Origin of the sequence: Caproiciproducens galactitolivorans (assembly GCF_026672255.1) — a bacterium.
GTDB lineage: Bacteria > Bacillota > Clostridia > Oscillospirales > Acutalibacteraceae > Caproiciproducens > Caproiciproducens galactitolivorans_A.
Genome location: NZ_JAPOHA010000009.1, coordinates 85,928 through 108,586 on the forward strand (window position 1 = coordinate 85,928; position 22,659 = coordinate 108,586).

21 protein-coding genes are annotated in these 22,659 nt (G+C 51.1%); 14 read left to right on the forward strand and 7 right to left on the reverse strand.

The window, feature by feature from the left end; translation table 11 throughout:
* Window positions 1-2 precede the first annotated feature (2 nt).
* From OUY18_RS10005 to OUY18_RS10030, 6 genes are all read right to left on the reverse strand, one after another.
* The gene (locus OUY18_RS10005) at window positions 3-461 is read right to left on the reverse strand and encodes an ATP synthase subunit C (RefSeq protein WP_268058643.1); all 459 of its coding nucleotides are present in this window, start codon (window positions 459-461) and stop codon (window positions 3-5) included.
* Between the two features lie 53 nt (window positions 462-514).
* A complete protein-coding gene (locus OUY18_RS10010) occupies window positions 515-2,461 on the reverse strand; it encodes a V-type ATP synthase subunit I (RefSeq protein ID WP_268058644.1) in 1,947 nt (648 codons plus the stop codon).
* 3 nt (window positions 2,462-2,464) lie between these two features.
* Window positions 2,465-3,520 (reverse strand): V0D/AC39 family V-type ATPase subunit, encoded by a 1,056-nt coding sequence (locus OUY18_RS10015; RefSeq protein ID WP_268058645.1) that lies wholly within the window; start codon window positions 3,518-3,520, stop codon window positions 2,465-2,467.
* A gap of 1 nt (window position 3,521) precedes the next feature.
* Window positions 3,522-3,836, reverse strand: coding sequence for a hypothetical protein (locus OUY18_RS10020; RefSeq protein WP_268058646.1), 315 nt, complete (start codon window positions 3,834-3,836; stop codon window positions 3,522-3,524).
* A 254-nt stretch (window positions 3,837-4,090) separates the two neighbouring features.
* The gene (locus OUY18_RS10025) at window positions 4,091-5,449 is read right to left on the reverse strand and encodes a PFL family protein (protein WP_268058647.1); all 1,359 of its coding nucleotides are present in this window, start codon (window positions 5,447-5,449) and stop codon (window positions 4,091-4,093) included.
* Between the two features lie 28 nt (window positions 5,450-5,477).
* Window positions 5,478-5,747: an ACT domain-containing protein gene (locus OUY18_RS10030; protein WP_268058648.1), complete on the reverse strand. Its 270-nt coding sequence runs from the start codon at window positions 5,745-5,747 to the stop codon at window positions 5,478-5,480.
* Window positions 5,748-6,000: 253 nt separating this feature from the next.
* On the opposite strand from OUY18_RS10030, the gene OUY18_RS10035 reads away from it, so the two are divergent.
* The 6 genes from OUY18_RS10035 to OUY18_RS10060 all read left to right on the forward strand — a co-directional run bounded on the left by OUY18_RS10035 (window position 6,001) and on the right by OUY18_RS10060 (window position 10,934).
* A complete protein-coding gene (locus OUY18_RS10035; protein WP_268058649.1) occupies window positions 6,001-6,807 on the forward strand; it encodes a histidinol-phosphatase HisJ family protein in 807 nt (268 codons plus the stop codon).
* A gap of 32 nt (window positions 6,808-6,839) precedes the next feature.
* Window positions 6,840-7,325, forward strand: a complete 486-nt coding sequence (locus tag OUY18_RS10040; RefSeq protein ID WP_135657155.1) for an Lrp/AsnC family transcriptional regulator — start codon at window positions 6,840-6,842, stop codon at window positions 7,323-7,325.
* The gene (locus OUY18_RS10045; protein ID WP_419196136.1) at window positions 7,321-8,490 is read left to right on the forward strand and encodes a pyridoxal phosphate-dependent aminotransferase; all 1,170 of its coding nucleotides are present in this window, start codon (window positions 7,321-7,323) and stop codon (window positions 8,488-8,490) included. Before OUY18_RS10040 ends, OUY18_RS10045 begins: the two co-directional genes overlap by 5 nt.
* Window positions 8,491-8,513: 23 nt before the next feature.
* Entirely contained in the window at window positions 8,514-9,371 is an 858-nt protein-coding gene (gene ispE, locus OUY18_RS10050; protein WP_268058650.1) for a 4-(cytidine 5'-diphospho)-2-C-methyl-D-erythritol kinase, read from the forward strand.
* Window positions 9,372-9,485: 114 nt separating this feature from the next.
* On the forward strand, window positions 9,486-10,370 hold the full coding sequence (locus OUY18_RS10055) for a fumarylacetoacetate hydrolase family protein (RefSeq protein WP_268058651.1): 885 nt from the start codon (window positions 9,486-9,488) through the stop codon (window positions 10,368-10,370).
* A gap of 57 nt (window positions 10,371-10,427) precedes the next feature.
* Window positions 10,428-10,934: a GAF domain-containing protein gene (locus OUY18_RS10060; RefSeq protein WP_268058652.1), complete on the forward strand. Its 507-nt coding sequence runs from the start codon at window positions 10,428-10,430 to the stop codon at window positions 10,932-10,934.
* On the opposite strand, the gene OUY18_RS10065 is transcribed toward OUY18_RS10060, so the two are convergent.
* A complete protein-coding gene (locus OUY18_RS10065; protein WP_268058653.1) occupies window positions 10,931-11,527 on the reverse strand; it encodes a VanZ family protein in 597 nt (198 codons plus the stop codon). The two genes, OUY18_RS10060 and OUY18_RS10065, sit on opposite strands and share 4 nt — an antisense overlap.
* A gap of 121 nt (window positions 11,528-11,648) precedes the next feature.
* Between OUY18_RS10065 and spoIIR the strand changes: the two genes are divergently transcribed.
* The 8 genes from spoIIR to dprA all read left to right on the forward strand — a co-directional run bounded on the left by spoIIR (window position 11,649) and on the right by dprA (window position 22,601).
* Entirely contained in the window at window positions 11,649-12,251 is a 603-nt protein-coding gene (gene spoIIR / locus OUY18_RS10070; RefSeq protein ID WP_268058654.1) for a stage II sporulation protein R, read from the forward strand.
* 98 nt (window positions 12,252-12,349) lie between these two features.
* Window positions 12,350-15,697 (forward strand): PD-(D/E)XK nuclease family protein, encoded by a 3,348-nt coding sequence (locus tag OUY18_RS10075; RefSeq protein ID WP_268058655.1) that lies wholly within the window; start codon window positions 12,350-12,352, stop codon window positions 15,695-15,697.
* Window positions 15,694-19,233, forward strand: a complete 3,540-nt coding sequence (gene addA, locus OUY18_RS10080) for a helicase-exonuclease AddAB subunit AddA (protein ID WP_268058656.1) — start codon at window positions 15,694-15,696, stop codon at window positions 19,231-19,233. Before OUY18_RS10075 ends, addA begins: the two co-directional genes overlap by 4 nt.
* Window positions 19,234-19,400: 167 nt before the next feature.
* Window positions 19,401-19,949, forward strand: a complete 549-nt coding sequence (gene infC / locus OUY18_RS10085; protein WP_268058657.1) for a translation initiation factor IF-3 — start codon at window positions 19,401-19,403, stop codon at window positions 19,947-19,949.
* A 23-nt stretch (window positions 19,950-19,972) separates the two neighbouring features.
* Window positions 19,973-20,170: a 50S ribosomal protein L35 gene (gene rpmI, locus OUY18_RS10090; RefSeq protein WP_268058658.1), complete on the forward strand. Its 198-nt coding sequence runs from the start codon at window positions 19,973-19,975 to the stop codon at window positions 20,168-20,170.
* A gap of 44 nt (window positions 20,171-20,214) precedes the next feature.
* Window positions 20,215-20,568, forward strand: a complete 354-nt coding sequence (rplT, locus tag OUY18_RS10095) for a 50S ribosomal protein L20 (protein WP_268058659.1) — start codon at window positions 20,215-20,217, stop codon at window positions 20,566-20,568.
* A gap of 58 nt (window positions 20,569-20,626) precedes the next feature.
* The gene (locus tag OUY18_RS10100; RefSeq protein ID WP_268058660.1) at window positions 20,627-21,451 is read left to right on the forward strand and encodes a TrmH family RNA methyltransferase; all 825 of its coding nucleotides are present in this window, start codon (window positions 20,627-20,629) and stop codon (window positions 21,449-21,451) included.
* A complete protein-coding gene (gene dprA / locus OUY18_RS10105) occupies window positions 21,438-22,601 on the forward strand; it encodes a DNA-processing protein DprA (RefSeq protein WP_268058661.1) in 1,164 nt (387 codons plus the stop codon). Before OUY18_RS10100 ends, dprA begins: the two co-directional genes overlap by 14 nt.
* The last annotated feature ends 58 nt before the right edge of the window (window positions 22,602-22,659 follow it).

Genomic DNA, 22,659 nt, shown 5'->3' on the forward strand with positions numbered 1-22,659 from the left:
GGTTAAATCTTGTTCAGGATGAGAATGGAAATCAAAAGTCCGTACAATGCAATACCTTCGCCCAAAGCAACGAAAATCAGTGCTTTACCGAAAACCTTCGGCTCTTCGCTTGTTGCGCCGATTGCCGCAGGAGCGGAAGTCGCAACGGCGATTGCACCGCCGATACCGGAAATTGCCGTAACAGCCGCGGCCGCAATTAAACCAAGACCTTTTGAAGAATCCGACATGGGAGCATTCTGAGACTGAGAGGTAGGAGCCGCCGCTGTATCTTTTACATCTGTTCCGGTTGCGGCTGAAGCAACAACAGGGATCGCAAAGGTAAGAAGGCAAACGGCAAGGAAAGTAAAGATCTGCGTTGAAACGGCGCGGCTTGGGTTCTTTCCGTTTTTAACGGAACGAATCGAAAGAATAACGGAGACTACTAAAAAGATTACCGGTAAACAAATTAATACTTTAATCATGATACTTCCTCCAACTAAATATGTTATTAAAATAAAGTTACACGCAAAAAACATTACTGCTTCTTACGAACAACAACTGGGTTGAACGGACGGCCTCCGCCGTCGAAAAAGCGGCTGAACATCTCATAAAATTCCAGCCTTAAAACCTGAATGCCGACCAGCAGGCCTTCCAGCGCCATGACAAACGCGTTGCCGATTACGATAATCAGAAGGTACATGATGCCGCTGTTCATTTCGGCAAGCGTAAATACAACCAGCATCATACCGGCGTGAACCAGAACGAAGGCGCCTACACGCAGAAAACTCATTGTGTTGGTGGCGTAGCTCAGCAAAAACTCAAATACTTCGAAAAAGTTCTGCATGATGTAATCGCCCCATGCTTTTGGTTTCCAGTCCGGTTTGCGCTTAACCAAATCGCCTAGAATGTCGCGGAAGAACATACAGATAAGCGGCAGTATGAGACAGCAAATTACATATGTTTTATTTACAATTTTCCAGCCGAACGCAAGTTGTCCGCCGAAGCCGACAATCAGGGACGAATAAAAGATTAATCCAGCAAGTCCGCTCGGGCCGAATAATGCGTTTCCGTAGTTCTTCCTTTTTAAAGACGAATAGATATTGACCAGCATTGCAAGGATAACCAGTGCAATACCGATTCCGACGGCGGAATAAACAATCATGCTGGTGGTTGCGGGCTTCATGACTTCGATTGGCTTTTCGGCAAATCCCATTGCCTTAAAGAGAGGATCCAATGCATGTTCGAATCCGAAAACCGAACCGAATATCGTTCCGAAAATACCGGCGGAAACACCGCAGGCGATCATTACTTGGCCAAGCTTGTTTTTCGTTTTCTTCCATACCAGCCAGCCAATAAGCGCAACGCAAAGCCCCTGCCCGAGATCCGCGAACATGATGCCGAAGAGTAAAAAGTAGGTAATGGCAACAAAAGCGGTAGGGTCGACCTCGTCGTAACACGGAAGCCCGTACAAATCCACAAAGAATTCGAAAGGCCGGAAGATACTTTTGTTTTGCAGTTTTACAGGCGGCGAATGGATCAGTTCATCCTCTCCGCCGTCAAAGGTGTAGGCAAGCGATCCGACTTTATCCAGTTCCTCTTTGAAGGATTCCTCTTTGTCCGCCGGAATCCAGCCGGTAAGGATAAAACTGTCGTTGTACCTTGCGGCATACCGCCGCATGTCAAAATAAACGGACCGCTCGGTCAGCCAGGAATAAACCTTCCGGCACATGGGGAATTCTTTTTCCCAGAGTTTTTCAAAAGCTTCCTCCGTGTCTTTCAACTGTTTTTTCGTGGCGTCAAGCTTAGCTTTCAGGGATTCCACTTCGGATTCGGGGCTGCCGACCAGCTCGGTTAACCGCGTTCTTTCAAAATAGAGGCTCGAAAAAATCCGGTCAACTTCGGTTACGTTTTCAATCGGTGAAAAATAAACGCCCCAATAACGCAAAGGATCACTTGTGGACGGGAAAAATACAATATAAGGGTTTTGCTTATAGTTTTTCAGTTTTTCGTAGCTTTCCCTTGGCAGGGAGCCAAACCGGACTTTAATGTATTTGCAGTCGTGAATTTCACTGAGATTCAGATTCAAACCGACAAAGTGACTGATTTTATCGATTTCAACGGACAGCTCGCGAATTTTGTCCTGCGCTTCGTCATATTCCTTTTGCAGTTTGCTGATCGAAGCGGAGAGGGAACCGACGTAGGAAAATAGTTCTTCCTGAGGGGTCGTAATTTTTTCGACTTCCTCCTCACTTAACAGATCCATTTTATAATGGAAATGCGCCAGAACATCGGAAAGCTGCTGCAGGGGTTCCGCGAAAGGATTTTCTTCATTCATCAGAGGTGAAAAATCAGATGTATCCGAGAAAAAGGATAATGCATTATCCGGATGGAAAAAACAGGTTTTTCCGCACAGTGTGGTGGTTTGGTCCAGGTCTGCCATCAATCCGAACATACTCACTACTTTAACTTTTAAAACGGCCAAATATTAATCACCCCTTTCTTTGTAGTTATAAATGATGAGAAGTTTTACGATCTCATCAGGAGGTAATTTGTATCTGATCCCCTCTATGATTGTGATAATATCGGTCAGTTCGGCCTGCATTAGAAAAATATAAGACATTAATACAACCGAAGGATGCGTGGAATACCGCATGTCATGGCGGCTGATGCTATATTTTGCAAAATTTGGTATTTCATCCACATAAGAATGCTTGATTTTTAAATAGTGTTTCCCAACTAACGTTTTTTCCATGATTTCCGTTATTTCTTCAGCGCTGTTCGCGGCCATCATATCGGAAAAAAGCTTTTTCTCAACATGACCGAAAGGCAGGAGGGAACTGCGGATAAAATCCGGGCTTGCGTTATAGGATACCTTCAGCCGGACAATACGGGCGTAATTGGTCAAATCAATATAGGTGGTAAAGATTTCGCGAAGCTGTTTTGCTGTTTCAAAACGAGTATGCTTTTTAATAACATCGAACACATCGTTGTACAGATACGTGTACAGTGCGTTTTCAATCCCGGTGTAATTCAGCGGGATACCGGCAACAGGCCGGAATCCTTCCAGAATCTTCCGGTAAGGGGTTTTGTTCAAAGCCTTTAGCAGATCGTCGAAATTTTCGATTTGATTCAGCGCGGCAAGATTCAGCTGCGTATGCCTTGTAATATACATCGGCAGGGTAAAATCCCCCGGGGTTTCGGTATGCAGAGTAAGAAGACTGTGCAGAATCTGTTCAATTTCACTGCGCTTAATCAGATATCGTGCAAAATGTTCACCCACGGTAATTTCATACCGGCAGAGCGAAGCGTAATCTTCAAAAAGCTTTTGCTTTAGCTTCGCTTCCAATTGTCCGCGGTGGACACTGTTTTCGTCGATACCGACGAGCGCCTTTTTATAAACGGTTCTTGTTTTTAAATAAGCGGCAACCTCGCTCACATTGCGGCAGGCCAACAGGTCTTTGTAATTTTCCATCGTCAGGCGTCTGCCGTACATTGCGCGTGCTTTCGCCAAAATGACGTTGGAAGAGAGGTTGGAAATCATTTCAATCACTCCCTAAAACGCGTTCTACAATTTCCCTGACCCATTTATCGCCATTTTCGGCATAAAGTTTATCAAGTTTTTCAAAAAGTACTTTGTTCTTCTTTTCCTTCTCTTTCCATTCTTCCTCGGCAACCGCGCGTTCCTTGGGTTCGTTTAAGGCAATCCGTCTTCTTGCCCTTTCAAGATAATCATTTCGGATCTGTTCCCTTCTAGCGGCAACTTCTTTTTCGGAGTTGACTTTTTCCATCTGTGCAGCATCGGTAATTTCTCTGGCTTTACGATCCATGTCGACAATTTGCTTTATTAAATCCTCCACTTAACCGCACCTCCTTGATAAATTAAACAATTTATTTACTAAATTTTGTTAATTATCGATCAAGCGATAATCTATTATAGCTCCTTTTATTGGCGTTTACAATATGTAATTGTACGCAATCCACGAAATCGTTTTTTTCATATATTAGTTATTATGTTAGAATTGTGACCGGTTTATGAATAAAAGTCATTTTCTTTTTTTGAAAATAACGCGCCCGGGAAATTATAAAACATAAGTCCTGGGCGCGATACTTTTTAGTTTTTAAGACTTTGCATCGGTGCAGGAATACGTCCGCCGCGCTGAATGAATTTGAGCGGGGAATAACGGTTGACTTCCATAACGGGCCCGCCGCCTAAAAGTCCGCCGAAGTTCAGCTCGTCGCCGGCCTTTTTGCCGATCGCCGGAATCAGGCGAACAGCGGTTGTCTTTGAATTCACCATACCGATGGCGGCTTCGTCCGCGATAATGGCGGAAATGATTTCCGCCGGCGTATCGCCCGGAACCGCAATCATGTCGAGCCCGACGGAACATACGGCGGTCATTGCTTCGAGCTTTGTAATACTCAGGGCGCCGCATCTTGCGGCATCGATCATGCCCGCGTCCTCCGTTACCGGGATGAACGCGCCGGAAAGCCCGCCAACGTGGGAAGAAGCCATAATACCGCCCTTTTTCACGGCGTCGTTCAGAAGGGCAAGGGCTGCCGTTGTTCCGTGCGCGCCGCAGCTTTCAAGGCCCATTTCCTCCAGGATATGCGCAACCGAGTCGCCCACGGCCGGGGTTGGCGCAAGGGACAGATCAACAATGCCGAACGGAACAAAGAGCCTGCGCGAAGCCTCACGGGCGACAAGCTGCCCCATACGCGTAATTTTAAACGCGGTTTTCTTTACAATATCCGCAACTCCCGTAATATCGCAGTCGCCCGCTTTCGCAAGGGCGGCGCGCACAACGCCCGGGCCGGAAACACCCACGTTAATCACGCAGTCCGGTTCGCCTGCCCCGTGGAACGCGCCGGCCATAAACGGGTTGTCTTCCGGTGCATTGCAGAATACGACTAATTTCGCGGGACCGATGCAGTCGCGGTCGGCGGTCGCTTCCGCAAGCTTTCGCACAATAACGCCCATTTTGGCGACGGCATCCATGTTGATGCCCGCCTTGGTGGTTCCGATATTCACGGAGGAGCAGACCAGATCCGTTTCGCTCAATGCTTCCGGAATGCTTTCGATCAGGGCGTAATCGCCGGGGCCGAATCCTTTATGAACCAGCGCCGAGTATCCGCCGATAAAATTGACGCCGGTGGCTTTTGCGGCGCGGTCGAGCGTTTTTGCAAAATGTACGGGACTTTTTGTAGGACAGGACGCGGCGACCATCGCGATAGGGGTTACGGCAATTCGTTTGTGAATAATCGGAATGCCGTATTCCTTGCTGATGTCTTCCCCGGTCTTTACCAGATTTCCTGCGTAGCGGCATATTTTATCATAAATCTTGTCACAGGACTTTCCAACATCGGAGTCGATACAGTCGAGAAGGGAGATCCCCATCGTAATGGTGCGGACATCCAGGTTTTCGTTGGCGATCATATTAATTGTTTCGAGTATGTCATGAGAATTTACCATTTGCTCCGACCTTTCCGTAAATGTTACATTATATCCTGTGCATGGAATTGAAAATATCCTCGTGCATCACATGGACCGTAAGGTTCATGTCGTCTCCGATGGCGGTCAGTTTGTCCGAAAGCTCGTTGAACGGGACAGTGGACTTTGAAATGTCAACCATCATGATCATGGCGAATAAATCCTGAAGAATGGACTGTGTTACTTCAACAACGTTCACTCCGTTATCCGCGCAGATCGCCGAAACACGGGCGAGAATACCCACCATATCTTTGCCGATTACCGTGATTACAGCGCGCATATCATTACCTCCGTATGAATATGGATTGTATAAACTTATTTTGTAATTATGAGCGAAAATGCCTGCATTGTCAATAGCTGAGCCGGTGCGTCCGCCGGACAGAATGGTAAAACTGTTTAAAAATGTTTTTGAAACGCCTTTCGAAATAATTTAGGATACATCTGTAACTATGCAGGATTTTATGCTATTATATAATATTATAAAAAGGCAGGCCGGGAGAAAAACTTTTACCGGTTATGCCGGGAGGTATTCTATGAAATATCCTTTAATATCCGACAGCCATGTTCACTCGGATTCTTCACGCGACGCAAACGACCCGGTCATGATGATGTGCGAAAGCGCAGCAAGGCTCGGCTTTTACTCGCTTACCATAACCGATCACTGTGAGTGCAATGTTTACCGTTCGGAATCCTACGACCGAAGCGTCCGCCAGTCCTATTTTGAAACACGGAAGGCTTCCGCGGTTTTCAACAGCCGCCTGCATGTTTACGCAGGCGTTGAACTGGGACAGGCCATGCAGGATCAGGAAGCCGCAGAGGATGTTCTGAACGCGTGCGATTTTGATTTTACTTTGGCTTCCGTGCATAATGTAAAAAATCTTCCGGATTTTTTTGATGTCGATTACAGTAAGGTGGACATGGATGACATCCTCAGCCGTTATTTCGATGAACTGCTCGAAACAATCGAATGGGGAAAATTTGATTCGCTTGCTCATCTTACATATCCCTGGCGTTATATGAATGAAAAGAGGAAAGCTCCCGTCCATACGTACAGCGACAGAATCGATATGGTTTTAAAAGCCCTGATTGCAAAGCATAAGGCGCTGGAGGTCAATACTTCCGGCCTTCGCCAGAAAATCGGAAAAACCCTGCCGGATCTTCCGATCCTTGCCCGTTACCGCGAATTAGGCGGAAAACTCATTACCATTGGTTCCGACGCGCACCGCTGGGCGGATGTGGGCGGAGGAATTGAACAGGGGCTCAGTCTTTTGTGCAGCGCCGGTTTCCACCATTTTACCATTTATCAGCACCATGAACCGAAAATGCTGCCGATCGAATAAAATAATCGTTATCTATTGAGAGGAGTTCTATTATGGATCGTTTATTAAATCTTTTGGATGAAAATGCCCGTCTTTCCACCGAACAGCTTGCCGTGATGCTTGGCAAGACACCGGATGAGGTTGAGAACGCCATTGCGGAATATGAGAAACAGGGAGTGATCCGAGGCTACAAGGCACTGATCAACTGGGAAAAGGTCGACCAAAATAAAGCCAGCGCGCTGATTGAGCTGCGGGTATCCCCGAAGCGCGACCGCGGGTTTGATGAAATCGCGGGGCGCATTATGCAGTTTGAAGAAGTGGAAAGCGTATACCTGATGTCCGGCGGCTACGATCTGGCGGTAAAGGTGCATGGGAAAAGCATGCAGGAAATCGCGATGTTCGTTATGCGCCGCCTTTCCACGCTTGACTCCGTCCTTTCAACAGCAACCCATTTTATTCTCACCCGTTACAAAGACGGCGGCATCATCCTGAGTTCCGAGGATGAAAAGGACGAGAGAAGGAGTGTTCTCTGTGATTGATTACCAGTCCATGCTCAACGACGAGGTAAAGCAATTAAAACCGTCCGGTATCCGACGTTTTTTTGATATTGCAAATGAAATGGATAATGTGATTTCCCTATCCATCGGCGAACCCGATTTTTCCACCCCGTGGCATGTTCGCCAGGAAGGAATTAAGTCGCTGGAAGACGGGAAGACATGGTATTCCCCGAACCGCGGCTTTATGGAGCTGCGGGAGGAAATCTGCCGCTGGCTGAAACGCCATTACCGGGTCGAATATGAGCCGAAAACCGACGTGGTGGTTACGGTGGGGGGCAGCGAGGCGATTGATCTGTGCATTCGCTGTCTGGTAAGTCCGGGCGAAGAAGTGCTGATTCCGGAACCGAGTTTTGTCTGCTACCGGCCGCTTGCCGAAATGGCGGAAGGCGTTCCCGTAACGATACAGACCCGGCAGGAGGACAAATTTCGTTTAACTGCGAAGGCACTGCGGGAAAAGATTACGCCGAAATCAAAGCTTTTGATTCTCCCGTATCCGAACAACCCGACCGGTGCGGTTATGCGCCGGGCGGACTTGGAGGAAATCGCCGAAGTCGTGAAAGAGCATAACCTGATGGTCCTTTCCGATGAAATTTACAGCGAGCTTACGTACGGCGAAACCCGCCACGTCTCCTTTGCTTCCATCGACGGCATGAAGGAACGTACGATTGTCGTCAACGGCTTCTCCAAAGCTTTTGCCATGACCGGCTGGCGGCTTGGCTACGCGGTCGGCCCCAAGGAAATTATCGGGCAGATGACGAAGCTGCATCAGTACGGCATCATGAGCGCTCCGACCATGGCGCAGTACGCGGCGATTGAAGCGATGAAAAACGGGGACGGCGACATCGATTATATGCGCGAGCAGTACGATATGCGCCGCCGCCTGATTGTTGACGGGCTGAATGCCATGGGGCTGACCTGTTTTGAACCGGAAGGGGCGTTTTACGTGTTCCCCTGCATCAAGAGCACGGGTTTGACCTCCCAGGAATTTTGTGAGAAGCTGATTTACGCGGAGCGTGTCGCGGTTGTTCCCGGCGACGCGTTCGGGGAATGCGGGGAAGGGTACCTGCGTGTATCGTATTCCTATTCTATTAAACATATTACGGAAGCTTTGTCGCGTATCCGGCATTTTTTGAAAACGTTAAATTAATATATATGGAAAGGAAACGCGCTATGCCTGCTTCGGTAAAAGCCTTTGCGAAAATTAATTTAGCGCTTGATATCACCGGAAAACGGGAGGACGGCTATCACCTTCTCCGCATGGTGATGCAGTCGGTCTCTTTGTATGACGAAATAAAAATTACAAACGGAGAACCGGGAATCCGCGTGGTTTGCAGCCGCAAGGATATTCCCTGCGATGAAAGCAATACGGTTTACAAAGCCGCGGCGGCTTTTTTCAAACATACCGGAATTGCGCCGGATGTGACGATTCGTATCCATAAAACAATCCCTTCCCAGGCGGGGCTGGGCGGCGGAAGCGCGGACGCGGCCGCCGTGCTTCGCACGCTGAATGCGATGAACGGGACGGCGCTTTCCCGGGAAACTCTTTGCGCTCTGGGACTTCAGGTCGGCGCCGATGTTCCGTTCTGCATCGCGGGGGGAACCGCTTTGGCCGAGGGCGTCGGGGAAAAGCTGACGGCCCTTTTGCCCCTGCCTTCCTGCCGCATTGTAATCTGCAAACCGGTGGTCAGTGTCGACACAAAAAAAGCCTACGCACTGGCGGACGCCGCCGCAAAGGCGAAAAGCGGGTACTGCGCCGCCATGCTGGACGCGGTGCGTGCTTCCGATATCCGCGCGGTTGCGGCAAGCCTTGGAAACGAGTTTGAACAAGTGATGCATCTGGTGGAAGTAAACCATATTAAAGACGCTATGAAAGCTTCGGGTGCGCTTGGAGCCTGTATGACGGGCAGCGGTTCCGCTGTATTTGGGATTTTCACCGATTTACAGGATGCCGCGCGCTGCAAAACGAAGCTTTTGGATTATTATCAGGATGTGTTTCTTTGCGAACCAATCCGCGAAATGACTCTGTAACTGCATTGTTGTTAATCGGAATATCGTATCCTGCTTTGCTTTGCTTAAAACATCCTCTCGACTGCCTATCATTTAAAAGGTTTACAGAGTACCAATCAAATCAAAGAGGTTAAAATGAAATTTGTAACTTGCTCTTATAAAGGAAAAGAACTTGCGGGTATTCTTTCGAATAACGGGAAGGATTTTTATCCGCTTTCTGCGTTCGGCTGTGCGGAAGAAAGCCTGAACGCGTTTATCCGCAGGGACGGAATGCACCGGTTTTCGGATTGGGAAGAACAGCTTGCTTCAAAAACGGCGGATGTGGTTCCGCTGAATCAAATAAAATTGTTGGCCCCGATTCCGGAGCCTGCGCAGGATATCCTTTGCCTAGGCGTGAATTTTATGGCTCATGCGGAGGAGTCGGCGCGGTTTAAAAAGGAAGCCTTTGCGAATGACCGCAAGGATACGGTCTATTTTTCGAAGCGGGTAAACCGCGCGGTTGCGGACGGTGACTCGATTGACGGACATTTTGATATAGTGGATTCATTGGACTATGAGGCGGAACTTGCCGTTATCATTGGGAAGAATGCCTTTCAAGTATCCGAAGCGGACGCTTTTTCCTACGTTTTCGGCTATACCATTCTAAACGACGTCAGCGCCCGGAACCTGCAAACCCGGCATAAACAGTGGTATTTTGGCAAAAGCCTGGACGGATTCTGCCCCATGGGGCCGTGGATCGTTACCGCCGACGCGTTTGAAAAGCCGCCCCGGTTGGCGATTCGTTCCCGCATCAACGGGGAACTGCGGCAGGACAGCACCACCGCGCTTTTCATTACCGGGATTGCCCGGGCAATCAGTGAACTCTCTCAGGGCATTACGCTGAAAGCCGGAACCATCCTTGCTATGGGAACCCCGGCGGGCGTCGGCATGGGTTTTACGCCGCCGAAATTCCTGAAGTCCGGCGACATTGTGGAATGCGAAATCGAAGGGATTGGAAAACTCACCAATCCCGTAAAATAAAAAGAACCGCATACCGATCAGGGTGTGCGGTTCTTCTGTAAAACTGGAGGTTATTCAATGGAGGAATACCTTTATTCCGACGATAAAAAAGAAATGTATGCTCTTTTGAAAGAGCAGTTGAAAGCATTGTTGGAAGGCGAGCGCCACGTGCTTCCCAACCTGTCCAACGCATCCGCGCTGTTAAATGGAGCGCTTCGCAGCATTAACTGGGTCGGTTTTTACCTTCGCTATGGGGAAGAACTTCTTTTGGGCCCGTTTCAGGGAAAACCCGCATGCGTGCATATCGCATGGGGGAAGGGCGTATGCGGTACGGCCTGTGCCCGGAACGCGACACAGCTTGTAAAGGATGTGCATCAGTTCCCGGGCCATATTGCCTGCGACTGCGCTTCCCGTTCGGAGATTGTGATTCCTCTGCGTCGGGAAGGGAAGGTAATCGGCGTACTGGATATCGACAGCCCGATTCTTAACCGCTTTGATGAAAAGGATGCTCATGAACTGGAAGAGTTTGCCCGCATTCTTGAAGAATCCTGCGATTGGGACGAATGCGTATTGCCTGACCGTTAAGCACGGTGCTTTGCGGTTCGTCCGGGATGTAACAGTTTACGCAGTCCCGCAAAAATCAAATAAGCGATTAGGCATCCTGCTGCATTTAATACCACGTCCTCCATCTCCACACTTCTGGTAACCGAGCCTGTAAGAATATTATGCAGCAGCTGCAATCCCTCGATTCCGATGGGAACAAGCAGCGATACCGCAATCATCCGGCCCAGCCGAAAGCGGGGGTTGATTAACGGTACAAGAACGCCGAGCGGCATCAGTAAAACAAAATTTCCGCCGATCACGCGGAAGAACTCTTTAAAGTTGCCGATACGGATGGAATTTTTAAGGATATTTCCCGCCGACTGAAACGGTATCCAGTTGATCTGGCTGACGGCCCATGCAGTACTTTTTGCGTTCATATGGAGTTGGGGCAGAGTGATGGGAATTGTCAGATCGATTACCACGGCAAGGTATAGAAACAGAATTGCAAGCCAAAAGTTTTGAAACGGTTTTTTATGCCGGAAGAACAGGATGAAGCAAAGAATATAGACGATCAGTCCTGCCAGAAGCGGAAAACCAAAGCGGGAAAGGAAAGAAAAGAATACTGTTTTAGACATATTGACCCCTCTTTATGTAAATTATCATGATTATATAATACGAATCTCCGAAATACAACGAATAAAAAGAAAATATTGCGCCAATAATCCTCCTGTAACATAATTACTGGAGGATTTACTTATGAAATTAATTGAAAAGTCGCTTCTTTTGGCATTCATATTCACTGTGCTGTTTTCGTTTACCGGTTTTGCCGCCGGCTGTGAAGATATACCGAATCATGTTCTCCGCCTGCATGTTCTTGCGAATTCCGATTCAAAAGAGGATCAGGCGCTGAAACTGAAAGTACGGGACCGGATTTTAGCGGAAAGTTCCCATATAATGGACAATGTTGCCAATAAAGCGGAAGCCCAGAATGCCGTCCGTACGGCTCTTCCAAAGCTGAAATCCGCCGCCGAGGATGAGGTTCAAAAACAGGGATACCATTACCCGGTGGACGTAAAAATGGAGCGTCTGTATTTTACAACAAGGCAGTACAAAACCGTAACCCTGCCCGCGGGCGAATACGATTCCCTGCGCGTAACCATCGGCAAGGCCGAGGGGCATAACTGGTGGTGCGTCATTTTCCCGCCGATGTGCCTTCCTGCCGCGGAGGAGCCGAAGGAGCTTGGGGACGTGCTGAACGCGAACCAGCTTCAGATTGTGGAGGGCAAGGGCGATTTCGAGGTGAAATTCAAAGCGGTCGAGCTTTATGAGCAATTCAAAGACTACATGGAACACAAATAAGAGGATTGATTCCCTTTTAAGAAATTTGCGATTCTTTTCTCTGCGCAGTATCTATGCTATAATGATCTGTATTGATTACGGAACATGGAGGGCATACGATGCTGCGTTTTATTTTGGGCCGCGCGGGCAGCGGAAAAACCGAAACGCTTCGGGCGGAACTGGAAAACATGGCAAGGAATTCCGCGAAAAAGTTAATGCTGATCGTACCGGAGCAATCCTCGTTTGAAAATGAGCGCGCCATGCTCCACCGGCTCGGCGCAAAGGACGTGCAGCGTGTATCGGTTACCAGCTTTTCCCGCCTTGCGGACGAAGTGTTCCGCCGTTACGGCGGAGGGGCCGGGCGGCGGCTTGACGACGGCGGGCGGAGCATGTTTATGAGTCTTGCTCTGGAACAGGTAAAGGATCAGCTCCGCTTTTACCGTAAAAACGCGGACAGCGCCGAACTTGTCGGGCTGATGCTTTCCGTATCCGCAGAATTTAAAATGTGCGGAATCCAGCCGTCCGATATGGAGCGAACTGCGTCGGAGCTTGAGCAGGATTCGCTGAAACAGAAAATGACCGAGCTTTCCCTCATCCTTTCCGCATACGACGCGCTTGTCGCGCAAAGCTACGTTGATCCGCTCGACGATCTGACAAGGCTGAAAAAGATCTTGCAGAGCCACTCGTTTTTCGAGGGTTACACCGTTGCGCTGGATTCCTTTCAGAGCTTTACGGTACAGGAATACGATATTATCCATTTGATTCTGGCACAGGCGGACGATCTTTACGTTACGCTTTGCACCGACGGTCTGGACGATCCGGAACACGGGATGGGCCTTTTTTCGCTTGTTCGCCGTACGGGGAAAAATCTGATGCGGCTCGCTCAGCAGAACAATGTGAAAATTGCTGCCCCCGTCAAGCTGGAAAGCGGCCTTCGTTTTCAAAATCCCGCTCTGGCCGCGCTGGAGGCGGGCGTGTACCGCGGCGGACATAAGGAATGCGATTGTGACTGCGGGGATGTTGTTCTTTATGAAGCGGAAAACGCATATGACGAATCCGCCTTTGTCGCCGCAACCATTCGCCGGCTGGTAATGGAAGAGCATTACCGGTACCGTGATTTTGCGATTATCGCGCGTACGCCCGACGATTACCGGGGTATTTTGGATACGGCGCTGGAGCGCTGGGAAATTCCGTATTTTATGGACAAGCCGCAGGCGATCGACGCCGAGCCTCTTATGCGCCTGGTGCTTTCGGCGTTCCGCATTATTCAGTCCGGCTTTTCTTCCGATTCCGTTTTTTTCTACCTGAAAACCGGTCTGGCGGGTCTTGGCACCGATGAAATTGCGCAGCTTGAAAATTATGCTTTTATCTGGGACATTTCCGGAAGCAGATGGAAAGAGGAGTGGAAGGAACACCCGAAAGGTTTCGCTGAAAAGATGACGGCGGAGGATGAAAAACTGCTGGCGGAAATCAACGTGAGCCGCAAAACCGCAATCGCTCCGCTGCTTCGGTTTGCCGCGGATATCCGCTCGGCGGACGGCGAGGGAATGGCGGCGGCGGTATACACGCTGCTGCAGGATGTGGGCGCGGCCGACCATCTGAAAGCGCTTGCGCATCATTTATCGGACTGCGGCGAAACGGAACTGGCCGACCGCCAGCTTCGATTGTGGGATTTACTGATGAACATCCTCGATCAAACGGCGCTGGTATTGAACCATAATCCGGTCAGTCTATCGCGTTACGCTGAGCTTTTGCACCTTGTCATACTGGCGAACAACATGGCCAGTATTCCGCAGGGGCTGGACGAGGTCACCGCCGGAGCCGCCGACCGCACGCGAACCGGCGCGCCGAAGGTCGTGTTCCTGATCGGGACGGTTGAGGGCGGGTTTCCGCTTTCTCCCGGCGGGAACTGTGTTTTCAGCGACGGAGAGCGCCGCGAACTCATTCGCCTTGGTCTGCCGCTGAACGATACCCTTGAGGGGATGGCGGTGCAGGAACGCTTCCTTGCTTATTCGGCCATGAGCGCCGCTTCGCAGCGGCTGTACATATCGTATCCTCTTTCGGGAACTTCCGGGGAACCGAACACTCCCTCGTCCATTCCGAACGAAGCCTGTTCTATCCTTAAGAATATAAATGTGTGTAATGCACTTCTCCTGCCACAGACGTATTTTGCGAATGCCTCAGAACCGGCGTTTGAATTGGTGGCGCAGCAATGGAACCGGAATACCGTGCTTTCCGCTACTTTAAAAAGTCTGTTCGAAGCGCGCGGGTACGGTTACCGCCTTGCCGCAATTGACCGCGCGGCGAAAAACCGCCCCGCAGTGTTTGATTCCGGTGAGAAATCCCGCACGCTTTTCGGGGAAAATATGCAGGTTTCCGCAACGCAGATTGAAAAATTTTATCAATGCCGGTTTCAGTATTTCTGCCGCTTCGGCCTGAATGCGAAAGAGCGCAGGCAGGCGGAACTCGACGCGTTGGAATACGGGAGCCTAATGCATTATCTGCTGGAAAAACTGTTCCGGAATATCGGCAGCGCGGCAATCCTCGCAATGAAGCCGGGCGAACTCAGGCAGAAGATTCTCAGGCTGCTTAAAATCTATGCGGAAACAAAAATGGGCGGTGTTCAAAAGCAGTCGCCGCGCTTTTTGTACCTGTTTCAGCGTCTTGCCGATTCCGCGCAGGTGATTGCTTATCATATTGCACAGGAGCTTGCGCAAAGCGAATTTACGCCCGCCGACTTTGAGCTTGCCGTCGGAAACGGCGGCGTTCCTCCGCTGACGATTCCGCTTCCGGGCGGCGGAACGGTGGAGATCGACGGGAAAATTGACCGCGTGGATATCCTAAAACGGGAAGACGCCTGCTACGTGCGCGTTGTTGACTATAAAACCGGGCACAAGGAGTTCAAGCTCTCCGATCTGGTTTACGGAATCAATATGCAGATGCTGATCTATCTGGCGGCATTGCTGGAAAACGGGGATACCCGGTATGGGGAAGTCCGTCCCGCCGGGGTGCTGTACATGCCCGCAAACCGCCCGATTGTTTCCGCGTCACGGGATGCGGCTCCGGAAACCGTCGAGCAGGAAGCCGCCAAGAAACTGCGTATGGACGGTCTGATACTCGACGACCCCGAGCTTATCCGGGCCATGGAGCATAAAGGGGAAGGAAAATACCTTCCGGTTTCGCTGAAAGACGGCGCGCCGAGTAAACGTGACCATGTGGTAACCTCTTCCGAATTATCCGGCGTACTGCTCCATATGAAAGGCCTTATCCGCGAAATGGCGGACGGACTGCACAGCGGCGACGTTTCCGCGCTGCCGCTTTCCGGGGACTGCGACGCGTGCGCATGGTGCCCCTATCGCGCCGTATGCGGTCATGAACCGGACGGCCCTTCCCGCGAAATGCAGAAATGGGACAGGGACGCGGCCGTGAAAGAACTTTTAAAAAGCAGGGACGGTGAAAAGAAATGAGCGCACGCGAATGGACGCAAAGCCAAAAAGACGCGATTACCGCAAGAGGCGGAACGCTGCTTGTTTCCGCCGCCGCCGGTTCGGGAAAAACCGCTGTACTGGTTCAGCGCGTAATCGAACGCATCACTGACCCGGAACATCCCACCGACGCGGACCGGCTGCTGGTCGTAACCTTCACGAAAGCCGCCGCCGCCGAAATGCGGAGCCGTATTGCGGCTGAAATTTCGAAGCTTCTGGAATCCGACCCTTTTAATGCGTCCCTGCGGCGCCAGCAGATTCTGCTTACCCGCGCGCACATCAGCACGATTCACAGCTTTTGCAGCGATTTGATTCGGGAGAATTTTTATAAACTCGGCATTTCGCCGGATTTCCGGATTTTGGAAGACAGTGAAATGAATCTGCTGCGCAGTGATGCCGCCTCCGCCGCGCTGGAAGAATTCTATGCCAAAAACGACCCGGTTTTTATCGACCTCGCGGATACGTTTTCCTCCGGACGGGACGACAGCCGCCTGATACAGACGGTTTTTACCCTGTATGATTTTGTTCGTTCCCACCCCTTTCCAAAACGCTGGCTGGCTGAAAAAGCGTCCCTGTATGCTTCCGGTATCCCGGCGCCGCAAACCGTATGGGGAAAGACGATTCTTGCCTATGCCGCGGATGCGGTGGATTACGGCATTTCCCTGACCCGCAATTCGCTTTCGCTGATGGATGAGGACGCGAAAATCGCGGATGCTTACGGCGACGCTTTTCATTCCGACCTTGCGGGGCTTATGGCTTTAAAAGAAGCCGCCGATACGGGCGACTGGGATAGAATCGCCTTTCAGAGCAACAATTTTCAGTTTGCAAGGCTGAAAGCCCTGCGCGGGTACAGTGACGACCCTCTGAAAATCAAGCTGACGGCAAGCCGCAAAGAAGTGCAGGGCACCGTTAAAAAGCTTGCGGAACTGTTTTGTTCCGATTCCAAACAGTGCGGGGAGGAAATCGAACGGCTGGCGCCGCTGGTGCGGGAACTGTTTCAAGTTACCGAACGATTCGGCGAAATCCTTGACGGGATGAAAAAAGAACGCCGCGCCGCCGATTTCAGCGATCTGGAGCATTACGCTTTAAAGCTGCTTGTAAGGGATACGGAGGATGGTTTTGAGCCGACCGAAGATGCTGTCGAGCTTTCCGGCCGCTTCGATGAAGTGATGGTGGACGAATATCAGGATACGAATGAAGCGCAGGATATGATTTTCCGCGCGGTTTCCAAAGGGGAAAGCAATTTATTTATGGTAGGCGACGTGAAACAGAGTATATACCGTTTCCGTCAGGCCATGCCGCAGATTTTTCTGCGCCGCCGTGAACAGTATCCGGATTATGACCGTGCAACGGACGAATATCCCGCCTGTGTTGTGCTGGACAGAAATTTTCGCAGCCGCCGCGGCGTGACGGAGGCGATCAATTTTGTATTCCGCCAGCTAATGAGCAAACAGACGGGCGAACTGGATTATACCAAAGCGGAGGAACTGGACGCGGGCGCGGATTACCCGCCCTGCGAAGAACCCGCCGCACAGCTTGAAATCATTGACCTCTCCGCCTGTGACAGCGAGGAGGAAACGGTACCGGCGGAAAGCCGGCATATCGCCGAGCTGATTTACCGGATGACCGCAAACGGAACCACCGTAACGGATAAGGGAAAACAGCGCCCGGTTATGTACCGCGATATCTGCATCCTTCTCCGCAGCGCCAACAAATATGCGCAGGAGTACGCGCGTGAATTGTCCTCCCTCGGCATTCCGGCCTGGGCGGACACGGCAGGCGGTTTCTTTGCGGCGGCGGAGGTTGGGGTTGCCGTCTCGCTGCTGCGCGTAATCGACAATCCGATGCAGGATATCCCGCTTCTTTCGGTTCTGATGAGCCCGATTTACGGCTTTACGCCGGACGACATGGCGGATATCCGTATCCCTTCACGCAGAACGCCGCTTTACCTTGCGCTTGTTTCGTCGGCGCACAGCGGCAACGAGCGCGCGTCCGCGTTTTTGAAGGATATCGACGCATACCGCACCCTCGCCGCGACAATGCCTTCGGACCGGCTGATCCGCATTCTGTACGAAAAAACCGGATACCTGAATCTGGTTCAGTCCATGCCGAACGGCGAGCTGCGTCTTGCCAATCTGCGTTTGCTGCTGGAATATGCGAAGAAATACGAAGCATCCGGTTATAACGGGCTTTCCGGATTCATCCGCTTGATTGACCGCCTTCAGAAAAACAACGCCGATCTGGCGGCGGCGTCTACGATCAGCGAGGCCGCCAACGTGGTGAAAATCATGAGTATTCACCGCTCCAAAGGTCTGGAATTCCCCGTTTGCATCCTTGCGGGCTGCGCCAGAAGATTCAACAAGGACAGGGGGGACGTTCTTCTGCACCCGTCTTTGGGGCTCGGCGTAAAATTGAAAAGCGCAAACGGCCTTTCCCGCTACACAACCATGCCGCGGGAAGCCGTCGCGCTGGAACTGGACCGGGATGAAATGAGCGAGGAGCTTCGCATTTTGTACGTCGCCATGACAAGGGCAAAGGAAAAGCTGATTATGGTAACCGCCGTAAAAAACGCGGCGAAAACGCTGGGGAAGCTTGCTACCCGGCTGACGGAAGAAAAGCGGATACAGCCCTATGTTGTGCGCGGCGCGGGCTGTATTTCCGACTGGCTTCTGCTGTGCGCCCTGCGCCATCCAAGCGGCGGAAGCCTTCGCGAGCTGGCGGGCGCGCTTCCGGGAATCACGGCGGATTCCGACGAACCGTGGAGCATTCACCTGATTGCTTCGCAAACGGCGGCGGAAACTGATGTCCAGCCGCAAAGGACGGTTCCGGCCGAACCGGACGGTTCCCTTCGGGCGGAAATGGAAAAAAAGATGGATTTTGTTTATCCTTTCGCCGATTTGAAGGGCGTTCAGGCGAAGGTAGCGGCGTCCGACCTTGCCGCGCGCGAATTTTCCGAGCAGTACGCCACGGTGTCCCGTCCCGCCTTTTTAAGTAAGTCGGGCCTGACGCCCGCGGAGCGCGGGACGGCTCTGCACGCCTACATGCAGTTTGCGGATTACCAAAAGGCGGCTCAGTCCCCGGGCAGCGAACTGGAACGCCTGGTTGCGCAGGGCTACCTTACCCGCGAGCAGGGCGGAGCGGTTGATTTGGAGCGCGTGCGGGCATTTTTCCGCAGCCCCCTTGCAAAACGGATTCTCGCTTCCAAAAATGTCATGCGGGAATACCGTTTTACCGTGGAAATCTCCGCGGGCGACGTTCGGCCCGGGCTTTCGGAAAGTCTGAAACAAGAGCCGGTTGTACTTCAGGGCGCGGTGGACTGCGCTTTTGAGGAAAACGGCGGCCTGATTATCGTGGATTATAAAACCGACAAAACGCGCGATCCCGGGGAGTTATGGGAGCGCTACCGCGCGCAGCTTTCGCTGTACCGGCTTGCGATGGAGCAGTGTACGGGCAAAAAAGTCGGCGGCTGTCTTCTTTATTCTTTCAGTCTGAATGCCGCAGTTGAAAATAATGCTTGACAAACCGGCTGAGGACTGATAAAATAATCCAGTAAAACAAAGCGGGGCATTTTATGCTCACACCTGTGGGGTTTCGTCCGTCATAGGTCAATACGAAAACAGCTTTCGGGCTGTCGTTGTAAGTATTGGTGCGCGGGCGGATATTCGGCCCGCGCTTTATTATTTAAATGAACAACGTGTTTTGGAGGTGCTTAACAATTAGCAACAAGGAACTGCAGATTAATGAGGAAATTCGTGACAGAGAAGTGCGTGTTGTTGGTTCGGACGGTTCCCAGCTTGGGCTGATGTCTTCGGCTCAGGCTTTGCAGAAAGCGTTTGAGCAGAATCTTGATCTTGTAAAAATCGCACCGCAAGCCGTGCCGCCGGTGTGCAAGATTATTGATTACGGCAAATATCGATTTGAGCAGGCGAAGCGTGAAAAAGAAGCGAAGAAAAATCAGCGCATAGTCGACATTAAAGAGATTCGTTTATCTTTGAACATTGACACACACGACTTTAATACGAAAGTAGGTCACGCAACCCGCTTCTTAAAGGATGGCGACAAAGTAAAAGCTTCTATCCGCTTTCGCGGACGTGAAATGGGACATCCGGAGCAGGGCTATGTCATTATGAGAAATTTCGCCGAGGCCCTCAGCGAAATAGCCAATGTGGAAAAGCCGGCAAAGTTAGAGGGACGGAATATGCTTATGTTCCTTGCATCCAAACCCGCTAAGTAATCATAAACAAGGAGGACAATACCATGCCTAAAATTAAGACACATTCAGGCGCAAAAAAGCGCTTCAAGCTTTCTAAAAACGGAAAGGTTATTCGCGGCCATGCGAATAAATCACACATCCTGAACAAGAAGACGACCAAACGCAAGAGAGGACTCAGGAAAACCACTGTTGCCGACAAGACGAATGTGGTGCAAGTTAAGAGACTGATTCCTTATAAATAAGAATGAGTCGAAATAAAAAATAACCATTTATTGGAGGTAATAGAATGGCACGTATAAAGGGCGCGACGATGACGCGCAAAAGAAGAAAGAAAGTTTTAAAGCTTGCGAAGGGCTACTGGGGTTCCAAGAGCAGACATTTTAAAATGGCCAAACAGGCTGTTATGAAATCCGGAAATTATGCGTTTATCGGCCGTAAAGCCAGAAAAAGAGATTTCCGCCGTCTGTGGATTACCCGTATTTCCGCTGCATGCCGTGCAAACGACGTCAGCTACTCCGTATTTATGAACGGACTTAAAAAAGCGGGCATTACCCTGAACCGCAAAATGCTTGCGGAAATCGCTGTTGCCGACGAAGCTGCTTTCAAGAGCCTGATTGAAAAAGCGAAGGCAGCACTATAAAAAGCTGTAATTGCGCCCGGAAGATGCCCGGGCGCAAATTTTATATGGAGAGAACAGAATGCCCGACCAAATTACAAGCCGTAAAAATGAGATGATAAAGCAAGCCGCCCGGCTTTGCACCAGCGCGGAAGCCCGCAGGGAGCAGGGATTGTTTCTCGTTGAGGGCGCGCGGCTCTGCCGCGACGCCGCTAAAAGCGGGGTAAGGGTGGAAACCCTTTTTTATACCGCGCAGGCAAAAGAGAAATATGAGGAATATATTGCAGCCGTTGCCGTTTCCGCACAGGCTGTTTACGAGATAGCGCCCCACGTTGCCGCGCTTTTGTCCGAAACAAAAACATCGCAGGGTGTTTTCTGCGTCTGTAAAATGAGCGGCGAAGCACGCACGCTTGAGGACATTCATCCCGGCCGTCATTATCTTGCGCTGGAAAATATTCAGGACCCCGCCAACCTCGGCGCGGTTCTGCGTACGGCGGAGGCGCTGGGAATCGGCGGGGTGATTCTGGGCGGAAACTGCTGTGACGTATATTCCCCGAAGGTGCTGCGCGCAAGTATGGGCGCCGTATTCCGTCTGCCCTTTTTTCTCGCCCCCGACATGCCTTCTGCCGTAAAGCTGCTGCGTCAAAAGAAATTCGTCTGTCTTGCAGCCGTTCCGGACGCCGCGGCGCAGAAAGTAACCGCTGTTGATTTTCAAAATCCCACCGTGCTTCTTGTGGGCAATGAGGGGAACGGGCTTACGGGGGAAACGATTGAAGCCTGTTCGGGCAGGGTGACAATTCCGATGCTTGGAAGAGCGGAATCGCTCAATGCGTCTGCTTCCGCCGCCATCCTGATGTGGGAAATGATGCGCAAAGAGTCTGGAGGCGTTTCCGTTGGCCGTCAATAAAAGGGCATACTGGGTTTGGCTGCAGCATGCGCTCGGAGCGGGAAGCTCCAAGCAGAACCGCATCCTTACCAATTACCATAATCTGGAACATTTCTATGCCGCAGGCAGGGAAAGCTGGCTTTTAGAGGGATATTTTACCCAGAATGAACTTGGAAAGCTCAGCGCTTATTCCGTTTCAGATGCCGCGGCTTTAATTGAATACACGGAAAAAATAGGCCAAAAGGTTCTTACACCCGACTGCGAAGACTACCCGGAACCGCTCCGGCAGATTCATAATCCGCCCTGCGCCCTCTATGTAAAAGGCACGTTGCCGGATTTTTCGTCCATTCCCGCGATCGCTATTGTCGGTACGCGAAAAGCGACCGCCACAGGGATCACGGCGGCGCGGTCTTTTGCCTTTGAACTGGCGAAGCTGGGCGCCGTCATCGTCAGCGGCGGCGCTCTGGGAATTGATACGGCGGCGCACAAGGGCGCCCTGCAGGCCGGGGGCAAAACGGTTTGCGTGCTCGGCTGCGGCATTGACTACAATTATCTGATGAGCAATGCCTCGCTTCGCGAATCCGTTTCCCTTTCCGGCGCCGTTCTTTCCGAATATCCGCCGCACACCCAGCCGGTGAATTCCAATTTTCCAATCCGGAACCGGATTATTTCCGGCCTTGCTTTGGGCACACTGGTGATTGAAGCCGCGGGCAAAAGCGGCTCGCTGATTACCGCCCAATGCGCGCTGGAGCAGGGAAGGGATGTTTTCGCCGTTCCCTCCGGAATTTACAGCCCTGTTTCGCAGGGGGTAAACAACCTGATCAAATCCGGCGCGAAGCCGGTTTCCAACGCGGGTGAAATATTAGAAGAATATCTTTACCGTTTTCCCGATAAAATTAATTTAAATGATATCGGAGCCAATGTGATTCTGCCGGATCCGGCAAACCCGGAACCGGAGGTTACACGGCCGAATACGGTGAAACTGCCGGAAAATCTTTCCGCGGACGCGGCATCCCTTTATGCCGCGCTTACGGAGGAGCCGTGCCATATTTCCGATTTGGAGAAGCAGACGGGCATTCCGACCCCGCGGCTGTTAACCGCCGTAACGGAGCTGGAGCTTTCCGACTGCATCCGGTCCTATTCCGGCCGGCGCTACAGCCTGCCGGGCTGAATATTGTTAAAAACTGCCGATTCATGCGGCGGGTTTTAACAATGTTTATGATTCCTTT

Coding starts and splice junctions, on each gene's coding strand:
- OUY18_RS10005 (WP_268058643.1), bottom strand. CDS start 461: ATGATTAAAGTATTAATTTGTTTACCGGTAATCTTTTTAGTAGTCTCC.
- OUY18_RS10015 (WP_268058645.1), bottom strand. CDS start 3,520: ATGATTTCCAACCTCTCTTCCAACGTCATTTTGGCGAAAGCACGCGCA.
- OUY18_RS10025 (WP_268058647.1), bottom strand. CDS start 5,449: ATGGTAAATTCTCATGACATACTCGAAACAATTAATATGATCGCCAAC.
- OUY18_RS10030 (WP_268058648.1), bottom strand. CDS start 5,747: ATGCGCGCTGTAATCACGGTAATCGGCAAAGATATGGTGGGTATTCTC.
- OUY18_RS10035 (WP_268058649.1), top strand. CDS start 6,001: ATGAAATATCCTTTAATATCCGACAGCCATGTTCACTCGGATTCTTCA.
- OUY18_RS10040 (WP_135657155.1), top strand. CDS start 6,840: ATGGATCGTTTATTAAATCTTTTGGATGAAAATGCCCGTCTTTCCACC.
- ispE (WP_268058650.1), top strand. CDS start 8,514: ATGCCTGCTTCGGTAAAAGCCTTTGCGAAAATTAATTTAGCGCTTGAT.
- OUY18_RS10055 (WP_268058651.1), top strand. CDS start 9,486: ATGAAATTTGTAACTTGCTCTTATAAAGGAAAAGAACTTGCGGGTATT.
- OUY18_RS10060 (WP_268058652.1), top strand. CDS start 10,428: ATGGAGGAATACCTTTATTCCGACGATAAAAAAGAAATGTATGCTCTT.
- OUY18_RS10065 (WP_268058653.1), bottom strand. CDS start 11,527: ATGTCTAAAACAGTATTCTTTTCTTTCCTTTCCCGCTTTGGTTTTCCG.
- spoIIR (WP_268058654.1), top strand. CDS start 11,649: ATGAAATTAATTGAAAAGTCGCTTCTTTTGGCATTCATATTCACTGTG.
- OUY18_RS10075 (WP_268058655.1), top strand. CDS start 12,350: ATGCTGCGTTTTATTTTGGGCCGCGCGGGCAGCGGAAAAACCGAAACG.
- addA (WP_268058656.1), top strand. CDS start 15,694: ATGAGCGCACGCGAATGGACGCAAAGCCAAAAAGACGCGATTACCGCA.
- infC (WP_268058657.1), top strand. CDS start 19,401: ATGAACAACGTGTTTTGGAGGTGCTTAACAATTAGCAACAAGGAACTG.
- rpmI (WP_268058658.1), top strand. CDS start 19,973: ATGCCTAAAATTAAGACACATTCAGGCGCAAAAAAGCGCTTCAAGCTT.
- rplT (WP_268058659.1), top strand. CDS start 20,215: ATGGCACGTATAAAGGGCGCGACGATGACGCGCAAAAGAAGAAAGAAA.
- OUY18_RS10100 (WP_268058660.1), top strand. CDS start 20,627: ATGCCCGACCAAATTACAAGCCGTAAAAATGAGATGATAAAGCAAGCC.